We start from the raw sequence: 17709 nt of genomic DNA, 5'->3' as shown, positions 1-17709 counted from the left end.
TAAAAGTCGTTTTTCATACAATCAGGTCTGCAAAAGGAAGGTGACCGGCCCGTCATTGACCAAATGCACCTGCATATCCGCGCCAAAACGCCCCGACGCCACCGTGCCATGCAATTGTTGCGCTTGTAGCAGCAAGTGCGCGAAAAGCGCCTCGCCCAACGCCGGAGCAGCCGCTGTGGAGAAGCTGGGACGCAGGCCACTCTTGGTATCGGCGGCCAGCGTGAATTGGGATACCAGCAGCAAACCGCCGCCAATGTCCTTCAACGACAAGTTCATCTTGCCCTCGTCGTCGCTGAACACCCGATAGTTAAGCAGCTTATGCAACAGCTTGTCGGCACTGGCGGCTGTATCTGAAGGTTCGACGGCCACCAGCACCAGCAAACCCTGGTCTATCGCGCCAACCACTTCCCCCGCCACCTCGACCCGGGCGCCACGCACCCGCTGCAAAAGGCCTTTCATGCTTCTTCAGGTGGCAGATCAAGCAGGCGCCGTGCCATCTCGTTCGTTGCACGCACCAACGCATCGGTGATTCCAGGTTCGGCAGCAGAATGCCCCGCCTCGCGGATCACCTGCAATTCGCTGTTCGGCCAAGCTTGATGCAGCTCCCAGGCGTTATCCAGCGGGCAGATCATATCGTAGCGGCCATGGATGATGACGCCAGGCAGATGGGCAATCTTGTGCATGTCGCGAATCAGTTGGCCGGGCTCCAGGAAGGAGTTATGGGTGAAGTAGTGGCACTCGATGCGTGCAATGGACAAGGCACGCTGGGGCTCGGAGAAGCGGTCGATCAACTGTGGGTTGGGGCACAGGCCCAGCATGCGGCCTTCCCAGGTGGACCAGGCCTTGGCGGCATGCATCTGGGCGATCTGGTCGTTGCCGGTCAGGCGCTTGTGGTAGGCGCTGATCATGTCGTGACGCTCTTCCACAGGGATCGGCGCAATGTAGTCCTGCCAGTAATCCGGGAACAGGCGGCTCGCACCGGCCTGGTAGAACCACTGGATATCCTGGGGGCGCGCCAGGAAAATGCCGCGCACGATCAGGCCATGCACGCGCTCGGGGTGAGTCTGTGCATAGGCCAGGGCCAGGGTCGAGCCCCAGGAGCCGCCGAACAACACCCACTTCTCGATGCCCAGATGCTCACGGATCCGCTCAAGGTCGGCGACCAGATCCCACGTGGTGTTGTTTTCCAGGTTGGCCCGTGGGGTGGAACGCCCACAACCGCGCTGGTCAAAGGTGACGATGCGGTACAGATTGGGATCGAAATAGCAGCGGCTGTTGGCGTCACAGCCGGCGCCGGGGCCACCATGGATGAAGACAACGGGCAAACCTTGCGGGGAACCGCTTTCGTCGACATACAGCGTATGGGTTTCATCGACGGCCAGATCGTGCCGGGCGTAGGGTTTGATCTGCGGGTACAAAGTCTGCATTGCGCGCTCCGTAAGGGTCGGTTCCATCCCTGGGGGGACGTCTATTATTTTGCCGTCTGGCATCATAAACCCGAATTGTGCAATGAGCATGTTCTTGAGGGCTTGGATCTGTGTCAGCCATCCGCCAGGAAGATTCACGCAACCACATGTAGGAGCGGGCTTGCCCGCTCCCACAGGTTGATCTTCGTTGGCTCAGGTGTAGTGCTTCTGGCCCCAGGCCAGGAATCCTTGCAACAACTGCTTCAACACCACCCGCGTCGGCTCGGCCAAATCCTGCCGATACCTGAACGGCTCGAACTCCTCCATATACGTACACTGCCCAAGCTCCAGTTGTACCGCATGGATATGCTCGGCCGGGTTGCCATAGTGCCGGGTGATGTGCCCGCCCTTGAAACGCCCGTTCAGTACATGGCTGTACTGCGGGTGCGCCGCGCAGATCGCTTCCAGCTGGCTGGCCAGTTGCGGGTCGCAGGAGGCGCCGTTGAAAGTGCCGAGATTGAAGTCCGGCAGCTTGCCGTCGAACAGATGGGGGATCACCGAGCGGATGGAGTGGGCGTCGAACAGCAGCGCATAGCCGAACTCGGCCTTGAGTCGCGCCAGTTCCTCTTGCAGGGTGCGGTGGTACGGGGTCCAGATCTGCTCCAGATAGGTTGCCCGCTCCGCCTTCGACGGTTCCAGCCCCTCACGAAACAGCGACACGCCGTCAAACAGCGTTGCGGGATAAAGGCCCGTGGTCGCACCGGCATACAACGGCTTATCGTCCGAGGGCCGATTGAGGTCGATGACAAACCGCGAATACTCGGCCGCCAGGGTGCTGGCCCCCAACTCCTGGGCAAAATCGTACAGCGTGGGGATATGCCAGTCGGTATCCGGCAGGCTTTGCGCCTCAGGGATCAGGCCCGACTCGACCGCAGGCGTCAGGCGCAGGCCGGCGTGGGGCATGCTGACCAGCAGTGGCACGCGGCCTTGTTTGAAATTCAGAACCTTATCCACAACACGACTCCTTACACAGTGGCGTCGACGCCATGGCGCACGACGCGTTTATCCAGCTCGCCGCCCAGCCAGTAGGCCAGGTCGGCAGGGCGATCGATCTGCCAGGCGACAAAATCCGCAATCTTGCCCACTTCCAGCGAACCGTGGGTGTCGCCCATGCCCAGCGCCGTGGCGGCATGCCGGGTGGCGCCGGCCAGGGCTTCTTCCGGGGTCATGCGAAACAGCGTGCAGGCCATGTTCAACATCAGCCGTAGTGACAAGGCGGGCGAGGTACCGGGGTTGAGGTCGCTGGCGATGGCGATCTTCACCCCGTGCTTGCGCAAGGCGTCCATCGGTGGCAATTGGGTTTCACGCAGGAAGTAGAACGCCCCCGGCAATAGCACGGCGACAGTGCCGGAGGCGGCCATGGCGATGGCATCTTCTTCGGTCATGAATTCCAGATGATCCGCCGACAATGCCTGATACCGCGCGGCGAGGCTGGAGCCGTGCAGGGACGACAATTGCTCGGCGTGCAGTTTTACCGGCAAGCCCAAACGCTGGGCGACCTTGAACACACGCTCGACCTGCTCGGTGGAAAACGCCAGGTATTCGCAGAACGCATCCACGGCATCCACCAACCCTTCAGCGGCCAGGGCTGGCAGCATCTCATTGCAGATATGTTCGATGTAGTCGTCGGCGCGGTCCTTGTACTCCGGCGGCAACGCATGGGCCGCCAGGCACGTGGCGCGCACGCTGACCGGCAACTCCTGGCCCAGGCGCCGGGCCACCCGCAGCATCTTGCGCTCGTTGGCCAGGTCCAGGCCGTAGCCGGACTTGATCTCTACCGTGGTCACACCATCGCGCAGCAAACTGCGCAGGCGCTTGCGGCTGCTGTCGAACAGCTCGTCCTCGGTCGCCGCGCGGGTGGCACGCACAGTGCTGGCAATGCCACCACCGGCCGCGGCGATCTCGGCGTAGCTCACGCCCTGCAAGCGCTGCTCGAATTCACCGCTGCGGTTGCCGCCAAACACCGTATGGGTGTGGCAGTCGATCAATCCCGGCGTGACCCACGCACCTTGCAGGTCATGGGTCTGCGCGTAGTCGCCAGCCGGCAGCTCGGCCCGGGGGCCGATCCACTCGATCAGCGTACCGGCCGTGACGATGGCGCCATCCTCGATGATCGAGTACTCGCCCCGGGCCATGGTTGCGATGTGGCAGTGTTGCCAAAGCGTTTTCATCAACGCCTCCCTAAATTATCGATGAGACAAAGCCGGGTCGTAATGGACCTTGGCCGCTTGCCCGGCTGCCGGCTTGACCCACAGCAGGTAGGCGACGACCAGCAGCACAATCCACGCCGCCCCCACCAATAGCGCCGCCTGGGTGTCCGGGAAATAGCCCAGTACGCCAAAAATAAACAGCATGAAGACAATGGCCGCCGCCGGCGCATAGGGCCAGAACGGTACCGGGAATTTCAGTTCGGCGATCTGTTCCTTGCTCATCGAGCGGCGCATCGCCACCTGCGTGACCAGGATCATCAGCCAGACCCACACGGTGGCGAACGTGGCAATCGAGGCAATCACCAGGAATACGTTTTCCGGGATCAGGTAGTTCAACACCACGCCGCCCAGCAGCGCGGCGCCCATCACCACCACGGTCATCCACGGCACGCCATGACGCGACAGTTGCGCAAAGCCCCTGGGCGCCTGCCCTTGCTGGGCCAGGCCGTACATCATGCGGCCTGCGCCGAAGATGTCACTGTTGATGGCCGAGACTGCCGCCGAGATCACCACAATATTGAGAATGGTCGCCGCCGAGCCAATCCCCAGGTTGCTGAAGATCTGTACGAACGGGCTGCCCTGGCTGCCGATCTGCGGCCATGGATAGATGGCCATCAGCACAAACAGGGTCAGCACGTAGAACAGCAGGATGCGCAGTGGCACCGCATTGATCGCCTTGGGGATCACCCGTTGCGGGTCCTTGGCTTCACCGGCCGTGATGCCGATGATTTCGATGCCGCCAAAGGCAAACATCACCACCGCAAACGAGGCGATCAAGCCACCCACGCCATTGGGCATGAAGCCGCCATGGGCCCACAGGTTACTCAACCCACTGGCGGGCGCATCACCGGCCGAATGCACGCCGAACAGCATGATGCCGAAGCCACCGAGGATCATCGCGACAATCGCGCCGACCTTGAGCAGCGACAGCCAGAACTCCATTTCGCCAAACACCTTGACGTTGCACAGGTTCAGCCCGCCGATCAGCAGGACAATGCCGAGCACCCAGACCCAGCGTGCGACCTCGGGAAACCAGAAGCCCATATAGATGCCGAAGGCGGTGACGTCGGCCAGGCAGACGATGATCATCTCGAAGGCATAGGTCCAGCCGAGGATAAAACCGGCCATCGGCCCCAGGTAGGTGCTGGCGTACTGGCCAAAGGAACCGGACACCGGATTGTGCACGGCCATTTCGCCGAGGGCGCGCATGACCATGAACACAGCGGCGCCACCGATCAGGTAGGCCAGCAACACCGCCGGGCCCGCCATCTGGATAGCCGAGGCAGAGCCGTAGAACAACCCGGTGCCGATCGCCGACCCCAGTGCCATGAAGCGAATATGGCGGGCGGTCAGTCCGCGTTTCAAACCTTGTGCTTGCTGGTGCATTTCTCGTCCCTAATTATTGTTATCCAGAGAGAATCCGAACCTATGGACGATCACCTGTGGGAGCTGTCGAGCCTTGGCGAGGCAGCTCCCACACGGGATCGGGGGAGTGTTTAGAGGCTTGGCAGCAGCTTGGCGGGTACCAGCTCGTTCAGGCAGCGGCTGGCCAACAGTTCGCTGGCGGCGTTGATGTCCGGGGCGAAGAAGCGGTCCTTGTCATAGAACCCTACTTTGGCGCGCAGGATGCCACGGGCCTGTTCCAGCTTCGGCGAGGTTTTCAGGCCATCGCGCAGGTCCAGGCCCTGGCACGCGGCCAGCCATTCCACCGCGAGAATGCCACGGGTGTTTTCAGCCATTTCCCACAAGCGCTTACCGGCAGCTGGGGCCATGGACACGTGATCTTCCTGGTTGGCCGACGTAGGCAGGCTGTCGACGCTATGGGGATGGGACAGCGCCTTGTTCTCGCTGGCCAACGCCGCTGCCGTCACCTGGGCAATCATGAAACCGGAGTTCACCCCGCCATTGCCTACCAGGAACGGCGGCAGTTGCGACATGTGCTTGTCCATCATCAACGAGATGCGGCGCTCGCTCAGAGAGCCAATTTCGGCGATGGCCAGGGCCATGTTGTCAGCGGCCATCGCCACCGGTTCAGCGTGGAAGTTACCGCCGGAGATCACGTCGCCTTCAGCGGCGAAGACCAGCGGGTTATCCGAGACTGCGTTGGCTTCGACCACCAGCACCTCTGCCGCCTGGCGGAACTGGGTCAGGCAGGCGCCCATGACTTGTGGCTGGCAACGCAGGGAGTAGGGATCTTGTACCTTGTCGCAGTTCTGGTGGGACTGGGACACCTGGCTGCTGTCACCGAGCAGGTCGCGATAAGCCGCCGCCGAATCGATCTGCCCACGCTGGCCACGGGCCGCATGAATGCGTGCATCGAACGGTGAACGCGAGCCCAGCACCGCTTCCACGGTCAGGCCGCCACAGGCGATGGCGGCGGCGAACAGGTCTTCACCTTCAAACAAACCGCGCAGGGCGTAGGCGGTGGAGACTTGGGTGCCGTTGAGCAGCGCCAGGCCTTCCTTGGCGGCCAGGGTCAGAGGCGTAAGGCCGGCAACTTTCAGCGCTTCGGTGGCCTCCAGCCATTGCCCTTTGTAACGGGCCTTGCCTTCGCCGAGCAGCACCAGGGACATGTGGGCCAGCGGCGCCAGGTCACCGGAAGCCCCCACCGAGCCCTTGAGCGGGATATGCGGGTAAACCTCGGCGTTGACCAGCGCGATCAACGCGTCGATCACCTGGCGACGAATCCCGGAAAAACCCCGGCTCAGGCTGTTGACCTTGAGCACCATCACCAGACGCACCAGCGCATCGCTGATCGGCTCGCCAACGCCCGCGGCATGGGACAACACCAGGGAGCGCTGGAGGTTTTCCAGGTCTTCGCTGGCGATACGGGTCGAGGCCAGCAGGCCGAAACCGGTGTTGATGCCATAGGCGGTACGGTTCTCGGCGAGGATCTGTTCGACACAGGCCACACTGGCTTCGATCTGCGCCGTGGCGCTGTCATCCAGGCTGAGGGTTACCGGCTGCTGGTAGATGGCACGCAGTTGGGCAAGGCTCAGTTGGCCTGGGATCAGATTTAGCGCAGTCACATTCATGCTCCTTTTGAAATAGGGTTCAGTGCACATTCGGTAAAGCGTGATTCAGCAAATCGGTGTTCTTGAGCAGCGTTGCGGTGGTCGCGATATCCGGCGCCAGCCAGCGGTCCTGCTCATAGGCCGGGACGTGCTCGCGCAGCAGGCGCCAAGCAATGTCGGTACCGGTGCCGAAGCCTTGGTCCTTCAAAAACTCAAAGGCCTGGGCCGCCAGCAGGTATTCGATGGCGAGGATCTGGGTGACGTTGCCCAGCACGGCATGCAGCTTGAGCGCGGCATTGGTGCCCATGCTCAGATGGTCTTCCTGCAGGCCCGAGGTGACGAAATTGTCGAGGACCGCCGGCTGTGCCAGTTGACGATTCTGCCCACAGAGGGACGCGGCGACGTACTGCACAATCATCATCCCCGAGTTGACCCCGGGGTTGCTCACCAGGAACGCCGGCAGGCCGCTGACGTGGGGGTTGATCAGGCGGTCGAGGCGGCGCTCGGCGATGGCGCCGATCTCGGCCAGCGCGATGGCCAGCATGTCTGCCGCCAGAGCCACGGACTGGCCGTGGGGGTTGGCCTGGGACACCACGCGGTAGTTGTCCGGCGTGCCCAGCAGCAACGGGTTGTCGGTGGCGCCGTTGAGTTCGGTTTCGATCTGCCGGGTGGCGTGTTCCAGTTGATCGCGGGCGGCGCCGTGGACCTGGGGAATCGAACGGATGCTCAGCGCGTCCTGGGTACGAATGCCCCTGCTGGCAGCAATGACCTCACTGCCGTCGAGCAAGGCCCGCAGGTTACTGCCGACCTGCTGCATGCCCGGGTGCGGCTTGAGGGCAATGATCTGCTCGTCGAACGCGTCGATCTGGCCGCGCTGTGCTTCAAAGCTCATGGCCCCGATCACATCGGCCCATTGCAGCAAATGGTGGGCATCGGCCAGGGCCAGGCAGCTCAGGCCACTCATGCACGGCGTGCCGTTGACCAGACACAGGCCGTCCTTGGCGCCGAGTACCACCGGCTGCAGGCCTTCGGCGGCCAAGGCTGCCTGGGCGGCAACGATCTGGCCGCGGTAGCTGACATTGCCCACACCCAGCAAGGCAATACCGATATGGGCCATGTGGGTCAGGTAGCCCACCGACCCCTGGGACGGCACTTGCGGGGTGATGCCATGGTTGAGCAGCGCCAGCAGCGAATGCACCACCTGTGGATGCAGGCCGGACTTACCCTGGGTGTAGTTGAGGATGGCCGCGCAGATGATGGCGCGGGTCTGTTCATCACTCAGCGGCGCACCGACGCCACAGGCATGGCTGAGCAGGGTGTTGCGCGACAGCTGGCTCAATTGCTCGCCCTTGAGCGATACGTTGCACAAGGCGCCCAGGCCGGTATTGACGCCATAGGCGCGCTCGCCGCTGCTGACGATGCGTTGCACGATGGCCTGGGCATTGTCGATGCGTGCCCAGGCCTGGCCCGACAGCTCCAGCTCGGCGCCGAAGCGGGCGACGGCGACCACGTCCTGCCAGCGCAGGGGCGTGTCGGCGATAATGATTTTTCTAGCCTGGGACATCTTCATACCTTCTTCAATTCTTGTGCAGCCTTGTCGGCCTCATCGCGGGCAAGCCCGCGGCCACATTTGCAATGCGCTCCCCTGTGGGAGCGGGCTTGCTCGCGAAGAGGCCAGCCAACTCACCACAAAACCCGGCTCAGACCACCGCCGCCCGCCGCTGGACAAACCGATCCACATATTCATCCGCCGGCGAATGCAAAATTTCCCGCGGCGTGCCGACCTGGATCAGCTTGCCGTCCTTGAGGATCGCGATGCGGTTGCCGATGCGCACGGCTTCGTCCAGGTCGTGGGTGATAAACACGATGGTCTTGTGCAGAGTCTTTTGCAGTTCCAGCAATTGGTCCTGCATCTCGGCGCGGATCAGCGGGTCGAGGGCACTGAACGCCTCGTCCATCAGGATGATGTCGGTGTCGGCCGCCAGGGCCCGGGCCAGGCCCACACGCTGGCGCATGCCACCCGACAGCTGGTGTGGGTATTTGTTTTCGTAACCCTTCAGGCCCACGGTTGCGATCCAGTGCAAGGCGCGCTCGGCACACACCTGCTTGCTTTCGCCGCGCACTTTCAGGCCATAGGCGACGTTGTCCAGCACGCTCTTGTGGGGCAGCAGGCCGAAGCTCTGGAACACCATGCTGATCTTGTGCCGGCGGAACTGGCGCAAGGCGCCCATATCCAGTTGCAGAATGTCTTCGCCGTCCACCAGGATCGCGCCGCTGGTGGGGTCGATCAGGCGGTTGAAGTGGCGCACCAGGGTGGACTTGCCAGAACCCGACAGGCCCATGATCACAAAGATCTCGCCGGTGCCGATGCTCAGGGACAGGTCATTGACCCCCACCACACAACCGGTCTGCGCCAGGACTTCGTCCTTGGTCTTGCCCTGGCCGATAAGAGCCAGGGCTTCTTTGTCCCGTGCACCGAAAATCTTGAATACGTTTTTCACTTCAATCTTGCTGACAATAGTCATTTGCTCGCCTCATGCCGTGGACGACCGTAGGCCTGGGTAATGCGGTCGATGACCACTGCGAGAATCACAATCGCCAGGCCGGCTTCAAGCCCGCGCCCGACGTTAAGGGTCTGGATGCCGACCAGTACATCTTCACCCAGGCCACGGGCGCCGATCATCGAGGCGATCACCACCATCGACAGGGCCATCATGGTGGTCTGGTTGATCCCGGCCATGATGCTCGGCAGGGCCAGCGGCAGTTGCACGCCAAACAGTTGCTGCCAGCGGTTGGCGCCGAAGGCATTGATGGCTTCCATCACTTCACGGTCCACCTGGCGAATGCCCAGGTCGGTCAGGCGAATCAGCGGTGGCGCGGCGTAGATCACCGTGGCGAAAATCGCCGGCACCTTGCCCAGGCCAAACAGCATCAATACCGGGATCAGGTACACGAAGCTGGGCATGGTCTGCATGATGTCCAGCAACGGCATCAGTACCGAGCGCAGGCGATTGCTACGTGCCGAGAGGATGCCCAGGGGAATGCCGATCAGCACCGAGATCACCGTGGCCACCATCATCAGCGCCAAGGTCTGCATCAGCTTGTCCCACAGGCCGACCGCCCCCACCAGGAACAGCAGGCCGACGATCACGGCCGTGGTCACTAACTTGCGGGTGGCGTGCCAGGCAATGCCACCGACGATCGCCAGCATCAGCCACCAGGGCGCCATGCGCAGCAGGCCTTCCAGGTTGACGATGGCCCACAGCAAGGTGTCGGAAATCTGCCGGAACACATCGCCGTAGTTGGTCACCAACCCATCGACCCAACCATTGACCCAGTCGGCGATGGAAAACGTAAAACTCTCAGGAAACATAGGGTGCTCTCGATTCAGTGGAGTGTGGCCGGGTGGCCGGCTGCCTTTTCAGGGTAGCCGGGAGCACTGTGCCTACAAGGCCGCGTCGATTTTCTTGGCTGCGTCTTCACTGACCCAGGTGTGCCAGACTTCCGGGTGTTCCTTGAGGAAAATCTTCGCCAACTTCGACGACTCAATGCGTTCCTTGCTCATGCGCGCCAGGTTCTGGTTGAGCAGGTCGATCGGCAGGTTGACCTTCTCCAGCACCGCCACCAGTTCCGGGGCCTGCTCGTGGAAGGTCTTGGACAGGCCGATCTTGATGGTCACGCTTTTATCCACGCCGGGTTTTTCGTCGAGTTTCACCAGGTCCACCTGGCCCATCAGCGGCGTGGGCGACCAGTAGTAGAACAGGATCGGCTCGCCACGCTTGTAGCTCGACAGCACCGCCGCATCCAGCGCCGGGCCGGTGCCTGGGCGGAAGTTGGTGTAGGAATTTTCCAACCCATAGCTCTTGAGCATTTCGCTGTTGTCCAGCTCGCAGGTCCAGCCAGCCGGGCAGTTGTAGAAGCGCCCCTTGGATGGCTCCTCCTGGTCCTTGAATACCGCAGAGTACTTGGCCAGGTCGGCAATGTTCTTCAGGTCCGGGGCCTTGGCTTCGAGCTTGCGCTTGGCGTCGCCTTCAATCACGTAGCGCGGCACGTACCAGCCTTCAACGGCCCCGACCACGGGTGCGCCGACACCCACGACTTTCCCGGCTTTTTCTGCCTTTTTCCACACTTCGCTACGGCCAACCCACTCTTCGGCGAAGACCTGAATATCGTTGCTGCCCAGGGCGTTCTCCATGGTGATGGAATTGCCCGGCAGGCTATCGGTTTTGCAGTCGTAGCCTTTCTCCAGGACCACTTGCAGGACGTCGGTCAGCAGCATGCCGCTTTCCCAGTTCAGGCCGGCGAACTTCACCGGCTTGCCCGACTCGCACCAACCGGCCGCCTGGGTGGCGCCAGCGCCTGCCAGCAGGCCTGCGGCGAACAGTGTGGTCAGCAGGGTCTTATGCATTCTCATTAGGTGACGCTCCCAATCATGAAATGGATTACGGCAGTCAAAAGGCATCCTGCCTTGTCCACGTCCCATCAGGCTTGTGCAATCAGCCCATTGTTTTTAGGGGTAACTACGGGTGTAGCGCCCTGCTCTGCCGGCAGGATCAGTCGTTCGGGAATCGCGCCATGCCATTTTTTCGCGCACACGTAATACAGGGCGGCAGGCAGTACCAGGCCGATGATCCAGGAAATATCCACCCCACCCAAGGCGGCGACCAGAGGACCGGTGTAGAACTTGGTGGCGATAAACGGCAGCTGCACCAGCACCCCGAAGACATAGACGCTGATACCCAGCGGGTTCCAGCGGCCATAGCGACCGTTCGGATCGGCCAGTGCCGGCACGTCATAGCGATCACGGGTGATGCAGTAGTAGTCCACCAGGTTGATCGCACTCCATGGCGTAAAGAACGCCAGCAAAAACAGAATGAAGGACTTGAACGCACTGAGGAACGCGTGCTGGCCGAGCAACGCGATCAGGGTCGCAGCACCGACAATCAGCAGCACGAAAACCAGGCGCTGCAAGCGCGTGACTTCCAGGCGCCCACGAAAACCACTGACGATGGTCGCAATGCACATGAAGCTGCCGTAGGAGTTCAGCGTGGAGATGGTGACCTTGCCAAACGCGATGCTGAAGTACAGCAGCGCAGCCGCGGCCCCCGTGCCGCCCAGGCCAACGATGTAGGCCACTTCATTACCGACAAATTGCCCGTTGGACATGGCGGCGGCAAACACGCCGAGAATCATCGCCACCTGAGCACCGATGACCGACCCTGCGCCTGCGGCCAGAAAGGTTTTCACCGAGGACGTCTTGCGCGGCAGGTAGCGGGAATAGTCCGCCACGTAAGGCCCGAAGGCGATTTGCCAGGACGCCGCGAGCGACACCGCCAGCAGGAAGCTGCTCCCGTTGAAGTGACGGATTTGCAGGAGCGCGCCAACGTCGGTCTGGCTCATCAAGCGGCTGAACAGGTAGACAAAGGCGATCACCCCAATGACGCTGGCGACACGGCCAATGAAATGGATCACCCGATAACCGAGCACCGTGACCAGCACGATGACGCTGGCGAAGATCAGGATGCCGACACTGTCGCTGACTCCAAACAACTGGCCCAGGGCCTGGCCGGAAAGCACGGTGCCGGTTGCGGTGAAACCGAGGTACATCAAGCACACCAGCACAATCGGAATCGCCGCGCCATACACACCGAACTGCACCCGACTGGAGATCATCTGCGGCAGGCCAAGCTTCGGCCCTTGTGCTGCATGCAACGCCATCACGCCGCCGCCCAGCAGTTGACCGATCAACAGACCGATCAACGACCAGAACACGTCGCCGCCCAGCACCACCGCCAGGGCCCCGGTGACAATCGCGGTGATTTGCAGGTTGGCCCCCATCCACAGGGTGAACTGGCTAAATAGACGACCGTGTCTTTCCGCTTGCGGGATGTAGTCGATCGAACGCCTTTCGATCAACGGGGTGGAGCTTGCACGCGCGTCTTTTGCAGCCATGGGTGTTCAACCTCTAATGGATTGTTATTCGGTGATGCGGATAAAACAGGTCTTGTGTACACAGCCGGTCAAATGTAGGAGCTGGCTTGCCTGCGATGGCATCACTGTGGTCCGTCAGGCAGACCCCAGTGATGCCATCGCGGGCAAGCCCGGCTCCCACAGGAACCGAGCCAGGCGCTACTTGATCATCGGGAGATTGAGGCCCTGTTCCTTGGCGCAGTCGATAGCGATCTGATAGCCCGCATCGGCGTGGCGCATCACCCCAGTGGCCGGGTCGTTGTGCAGTACGCGGGCAATCCGCTCGGCAGCTTCGTCGGTGCCGTCACACACGATCACCATGCCCGAATGCTGGGAGAAGCCCATGCCCACGCCACCGCCGTGGTGCAGCGAAACCCAGGTCGCGCCGCTGGCGGTGTTGAGCAAGGCGTTGAGCAGTGGCCAGTCGGACACGGCATCGGAACCGTCCTGCATGGATTCGGTTTCGCGGTTCGGGCTCGACACCGAGCCGGAGTCGAGGTGGTCACGACCGATCACCACCGGTGCCGACAACTCGCCGCTGCGCACCATTTCGTTGAACGCCAGGCCGAGCTTGGCGCGCTGGCCCAGGCCGACCCAGCAGATACGCGCCGGCAGGCCCTGGAAGCTGATGCGCTCACGGGCCATGTCCAGCCAGTTGTGCAGGTGGGCATCGTCGGGGATCAGCTCTTTGACCTTGGCGTCGGTCTTGTAGATATCTTGCGGGTCGCCCGACAGGGCCGCCCAACGGAACGGGCCGATGCCACGGCAGAACAGCGGGCGGATATAGGCCGGCACAAAACCCGGGAAGTCGAAGGCATTTTCCACACCTTCTTCTTGCGCCATCTGACGAATGTTATTGCCGTAGTCGAAGGTCGGAATGCCTTGTTTCTGGAACGCGAGCATCGCTTTGACGTGCACGGCCATCGACTGTTTGGCAGCCTTGATCACGGCGGCGGGCTCGGTCTTGGCGCGGGCGCGGTACTCGTCCCAGGTCCAGCCAGCGGGCAGGTAGCCATTGAGCGGGTCGTGGGCGCTGGTCTGGTCGGTGACCATGTCCGGGCGCACGCCGCGCTTGACCAGCTCGGGCAGAATTTCAGCCGCGTTACCCAGCAGGGCGATGGAGATGGCCTTACCTTCCTGGGTGTACTTGGCGATGCGCGCCAGGGCGTCGTCGAGGTCGGTGGCTTGTTCATCGACATAACGGCTGTTCAAGCGGAAGTCGATACTGACCTGCTGGCATTCAATGTTCAGCGAGCACGCGCCAGCCAGGGTCGCAGCCAGCGGCTGGGCGCCACCCATGCCGCCGAGGCCGGCCGTGAGGACCCAACGGCCTTTCAGATTGCTGTCGTAATGCTGGCGGCCAGCCTCGACGAAAGTTTCGTAGGTACCCTGGACGATGCCCTGGCTACCGATGTAGATCCAGCTGCCGGCGGTCATCTGGCCATACATGGCCAGGCCCTTGGCATCCAGTTCGTTGAAGTGTTCCCAACTGGCCCAGTGCGGTACCAGGTTGGAGTTGGCAATCAGCACGCGCGGGGCGTTGCTGTGGGTCTTGAACACGCCCACCGGCTTGCCGGACTGCACCAGCAGGGTTTCGTCATCGTTCAGGTGAGTGAGGCTTTCGACGATCTGGTCGTAACACTCCCAGTTACGCGCCGCACGACCGATACCGCCGTACACCACCAGCTCTTTCGGGTTCTCGGCCACTTGTGGGTCGAGGTTGTTCATCAGCATGCGCAGCGGCGCTTCAGTCAGCCAGCTTTTGGCGGTGAGCGTGTTGCCACGGGCGGCGCGGATTTCAACGTCGCGGTACTTGGTAGGCTTGTTCTGGGAAAAGTCAGTCACAAAAAACTCCTCAGCAATCGATGCGCGAACACGATGGTGCGAAGAGGATGTCTAGCGACTCTTATGCACACACCTTTACTTGTACATACAAGCATATGCAATCAAGCGGCCAACTTGGGGCGCCTGTGTCTAAGATTTTCTTTGAGCGCGGGTACAGGCCCCGTGGATCAAGGCTTCATGGCTTGATGAAATTTCTTACAAGAGCGATCTGAACAGCTGGACGGTTGTTACAAAGACAGGGCATTGCGCCATGCTGGGGCATTCGGTAACAACTTGGTGCGGGGCTGGAAACAGATTTTGTAGCCTATGAAGATCCAAATGTGGGAGCGGGCTTGCTCACGAATGCGGTGTGCCAGCTAACGCTTGCGGTGACTGATACACCGCATTCGCGAGCAAGCCCGCTCCCACATTTTTAAGCGCGTGCGGTCAGTTCGATGATGCAGCAGCGGCCAGTTACTGCAATGTCCAACAGGCCGGTGTTACCGTCCACCTGCAAGCAATCATGATGACCGAGCACTTCGCCCAGCACCTTCACCTCATCGGCCACACTGAACACCAGCACGGTGTGCGCCGTACTGAACAACTGCTGCGCCCCATCCAGCCATTGCAGCCGCGCGTGGTAACGCGTGGGCGAATAGATCAGGTTGAAATCGCGAATCGGCCCACTGATCAAGCGGCACGCCACCTGGCTTTCACCCTTGAAGGCAAACGGTTGCAGGGGCAGCAACCCGCGCTGCTCTTCGCCGTCCACGGTCAACACCATGCCCGCGCCCTGGATCACGGTAATCACCCGCTGATACCCGGCAAACGTGGAAAACCCACCCGACTCGCCAATATCGGCAATCGACAGGCGCCAGCCAAAACCGTCGAGGCCCAGGCCAGCGTCGCGGGTGATTTCTTCGGTGCTGCCACCGCCATTTTTCCACGGCATGCGTACGTAATCGGCAGCGCGCCAAACCCTTACTGCACTCATTTGCTGAAACGTCCTTCGAGGCTGTGGCGCGAGCCGGGGTGGATCAGGCGTGCAGCGGTCACCGGCTGGCGCCCGGACCAGGTGCGCCGGCGAATCAGCAGGCACGGCTCACCCGCCTCGATCTGCAACAGCTTGCATTCCTGCGGGTCGGCCAGGATCGCCTCCACCACATGCTCGCCCTCGGTCAGCGGTGCCACCTGGTTGAGATAGGCGTAGGGGGTTTGCAGGGTGAAATCCTGTTGCAGGTATTGCGGCGCCACCAAGGCGTTGACGAAGCGGTCTTCGATTTGCACCGGGATATCGTTCTCGTAGTGCACGATCAGCGAGTGGAACACCCGCCCGCCTTCGCGCATTTCCAGGGCCACGGCGCGTTCCGAGCCCGCGGCTTCTTCGCCCAGGGTAATGACCTTGCAGGTGTGGCGATGGCCACGGGAGGCAATCTCATCGGCAATGTTATGCACCTCGAACAGCGCCGACTGGCTCTTGGGCTCGGCGACAAACGTGCCGACGCCTTGCATGCGCACCAGCAGCCCTTCGGCAGTCAGCTCCCGCAGGGCCCGATTGATGGTCATGCGGCTAAAGCCCAGCTGGCTGACCAGCTCGCTTTCCGACGGCACGCGATAGTGCGGCGGCCAGTTGCCGTTGAGAATCTGCTGGCTGATCATCTGCTTGACGCGGGCATACAAGGGCGCCGGACTTTCGTCCATGTGGGCAGCCAGCGGGGACTTGGCGGGCGGAGTCGGCACGGGAAATCCTTGCAGAGGGAAAAGATGCATAGATTGCCGGAGTTTACCGAGCAGGCAAACGTCTGTATATGTATATACAAATAAACACACGACCGGGGTGCCTTGATCATGTCCGCTTTCTTTGCCGAACGCGCGCTGCTGCCTAATGGATGGGCCACTGATGTACGTCTTGAAGTCAGTGCCCATGGCCTGTTGGCCAACGTTACGGCCAATGCCAGCGCAGACGGCGCCGAGCGGTTGAGAGGCCCCGTGTTGCCGGGCATGCCGAACCTGCATTCCCACGCGTTTCAACGGGCCATGGCGGGGCTGGCGGAAGTCGCCGGCAACCCCAATGACAGTTTCTGGACCTGGCGCGACCTGATGTACCGCATGGTCGGCCAGATCAGCCCCGAGCAGTTGCAGATCATCGCCCGCCAGCTGTACATCGAGATGCTCAAGGCCGGCTACACCTCGGTCGCCGAGTTCCACTATGTGCATCACGATCTCAGCGGCCAGCCTTACGCCGACCCTACCGAACTGTCACGCCAGATCAGCCTGGCGGCAGCCAGCAGCGGGATCGGCCTGACGTTGCTGCCGGTGCTTTACAGCCACTCGGGCTTTGGTGGCCAGGCACCGAACGACGGCCAGCGCCGCTTTATCAACAGCACCGACAACTACCTGGACCTGCAAGCGCGTTTGCAACCGATAGTGGCCGCACAACCGGCGCAGCAACTGGGCCTGTGTTTCCACTCGTTGCGTGCGGTCACCCCGCAGCAGATCCGCGAAGTATTGGCCGCCAGCGACCAGGCCTGCCCGGTGCATATCCATATCGCCGAACAGCAAAAGGAAGTCGATGATTGCCTGGCCTGGAGCGGCAAGCGCCCGCTGCAATGGCTGTATGACAATGTCGACGTCGATCAGCGCTGGTGCCTGGTACACGCCACCCACGCCAACCCCGACGAAGTGACGCTGATGGCCAGCAGCCGAGCCATTGCCGGGCTGTGCCTGACCACTGAAGCCAACCTGGGCGACGGGATTTTCCCTGCGGTGGACTTCCTGGCCCAGGGCGGGCGCATGGGGATTGGCTCGGACAGCCATGTGTCATTGAGCGTGGTCGAGGAATTGCGCTGGCTGGAATACGGCCAGCGCCTGCGCGACCAGCGGCGCAACCGGCTGTATCGCAGCGACCAGCCGATGGTCGGCCGCACCCTGTTTGACGCAGCCCTCGACGGTGGCGCCCAGGCACTGGGGCAACCGATTGGCCGCCTGGAAGCGGGCAAGCGCGCCGACTGGCTGGTGCTGGACGGCAACGATCCGTACCTGGCGACGGCCAGTGAAGACGGGATTCTCAACCGCTGGCTGTTTGCCGGGGGTGATCGGCAAGTGCGCGATGTGCTGGTCAATGGCCAGTGGGTGGTGCGCGATGGGCATCATGCGGGCGAGGAAGAGAGCAGCCGCGCCTTCACACAGGTCCTCAGAGACCTACTGTCCTAACACCACATCCCA

Annotated in this window: 15 protein-coding genes; 1 reads left to right on the top strand and 14 read right to left on the bottom strand. The window is 61.9% G+C overall.

Translation table 11 applies throughout. The features are described 5' to 3' along the window. Positions 1–21 precede the first annotated feature (21 nt). The 14 genes from dtd to hutC form a co-directional block, all read right to left on the bottom strand. Positions 22–459: a D-aminoacyl-tRNA deacylase gene (gene dtd / locus HZ99_RS19510; RefSeq protein WP_038445351.1), complete on the bottom strand. Its 438-nt coding sequence runs from the start codon at positions 457–459 to the stop codon at positions 22–24. After that, the gene (pip, locus tag HZ99_RS19505) at positions 456–1427 is read right to left on the bottom strand and encodes a prolyl aminopeptidase (protein ID WP_038445349.1); all 972 of its coding nucleotides are present in this window, start codon (positions 1425–1427) and stop codon (positions 456–458) included. Before pip ends, dtd begins: the two co-directional genes overlap by 4 nt. A gap of 192 nt (positions 1428–1619) precedes the next feature. Further along, the gene (gene hutG / locus HZ99_RS19500; RefSeq protein WP_038445347.1) at positions 1620–2420 is read right to left on the bottom strand and encodes an N-formylglutamate deformylase; all 801 of its coding nucleotides are present in this window, start codon (positions 2418–2420) and stop codon (positions 1620–1622) included. An 11-nt stretch (positions 2421–2431) separates the two neighbouring features. After that, positions 2432–3637 (bottom strand): imidazolonepropionase, encoded by a 1206-nt coding sequence (hutI, locus tag HZ99_RS19495; RefSeq protein ID WP_038445345.1) that lies wholly within the window; start codon positions 3635–3637, stop codon positions 2432–2434. A 15-nt stretch (positions 3638–3652) separates the two neighbouring features. Next, on the bottom strand, positions 3653–5062 hold the full coding sequence (locus HZ99_RS19490; protein WP_038445343.1) for an amino acid permease: 1410 nt from the start codon (positions 5060–5062) through the stop codon (positions 3653–3655). A gap of 110 nt (positions 5063–5172) precedes the next feature. Next, a complete protein-coding gene (hutH, locus tag HZ99_RS19485) occupies positions 5173–6711 on the bottom strand; it encodes a histidine ammonia-lyase (RefSeq protein WP_115284001.1) in 1539 nt (512 codons plus the stop codon). A 19-nt stretch (positions 6712–6730) separates the two neighbouring features. Continuing rightward, positions 6731–8254 carry an HAL/PAL/TAL family ammonia-lyase gene (locus HZ99_RS19480; protein ID WP_038448126.1) on the bottom strand — a complete coding sequence of 508 codons (1524 nt, stop codon included), beginning with the start codon at positions 8252–8254 and terminating at the stop codon, positions 6731–6733. 136 nt (positions 8255–8390) lie between these two features. Next, the gene (locus HZ99_RS19475; RefSeq protein WP_051903191.1) at positions 8391–9215 is read right to left on the bottom strand and encodes a quaternary amine ABC transporter ATP-binding protein; all 825 of its coding nucleotides are present in this window, start codon (positions 9213–9215) and stop codon (positions 8391–8393) included. Further along, positions 9212–10063 carry an ABC transporter permease gene (locus HZ99_RS19470; RefSeq protein ID WP_038445341.1) on the bottom strand — a complete coding sequence of 284 codons (852 nt, stop codon included), beginning with the start codon at positions 10061–10063 and terminating at the stop codon, positions 9212–9214. The genes HZ99_RS19475 and HZ99_RS19470 overlap by 4 nt, the downstream gene beginning before the upstream one ends. Positions 10064–10135: 72 nt before the next feature. Then, positions 10136–11104 (bottom strand): ABC transporter substrate-binding protein, encoded by a 969-nt coding sequence (locus tag HZ99_RS19465; RefSeq protein WP_038445339.1) that lies wholly within the window; start codon positions 11102–11104, stop codon positions 10136–10138. A 68-nt stretch (positions 11105–11172) separates the two neighbouring features. Further along, on the bottom strand, positions 11173–12642 hold the full coding sequence (locus HZ99_RS19460; protein ID WP_038445337.1) for a purine-cytosine permease family protein: 1470 nt from the start codon (positions 12640–12642) through the stop codon (positions 11173–11175). 177 nt (positions 12643–12819) lie between these two features. Next, positions 12820–14505: a urocanate hydratase gene (gene hutU, locus HZ99_RS19455; RefSeq protein WP_038445335.1), complete on the bottom strand. Its 1686-nt coding sequence runs from the start codon at positions 14503–14505 to the stop codon at positions 12820–12822. 412 nt (positions 14506–14917) lie between these two features. Beyond that, the gene (locus HZ99_RS19450; protein WP_038445333.1) at positions 14918–15478 is read right to left on the bottom strand and encodes a HutD family protein; all 561 of its coding nucleotides are present in this window, start codon (positions 15476–15478) and stop codon (positions 14918–14920) included. Continuing rightward, entirely contained in the window at positions 15475–16254 is a 780-nt protein-coding gene (hutC, locus tag HZ99_RS19445) for a histidine utilization repressor (protein WP_181883193.1), read from the bottom strand. Before hutC ends, HZ99_RS19450 begins: the two co-directional genes overlap by 4 nt. A 78-nt stretch (positions 16255–16332) precedes the next feature. Between hutC and HZ99_RS19440 the strand changes: the two genes are divergently transcribed. Then, positions 16333–17697 carry a formimidoylglutamate deiminase gene (locus HZ99_RS19440; RefSeq protein ID WP_038445330.1) on the top strand — a complete coding sequence of 455 codons (1365 nt, stop codon included), beginning with the start codon at positions 16333–16335 and terminating at the stop codon, positions 17695–17697. The last annotated feature ends 12 nt before the right edge of the window (positions 17698–17709 follow it).

The sequence above is a fragment of the Pseudomonas fluorescens genome, assembly GCF_000730425.1.
GTDB lineage: Bacteria > Pseudomonadota > Gammaproteobacteria > Pseudomonadales > Pseudomonadaceae > Aquipseudomonas > Aquipseudomonas fluorescens_X.
Note: the sequence above shows the minus strand (reverse complement) of the source record. Positions and strands in the feature narration are given on the sequence as shown.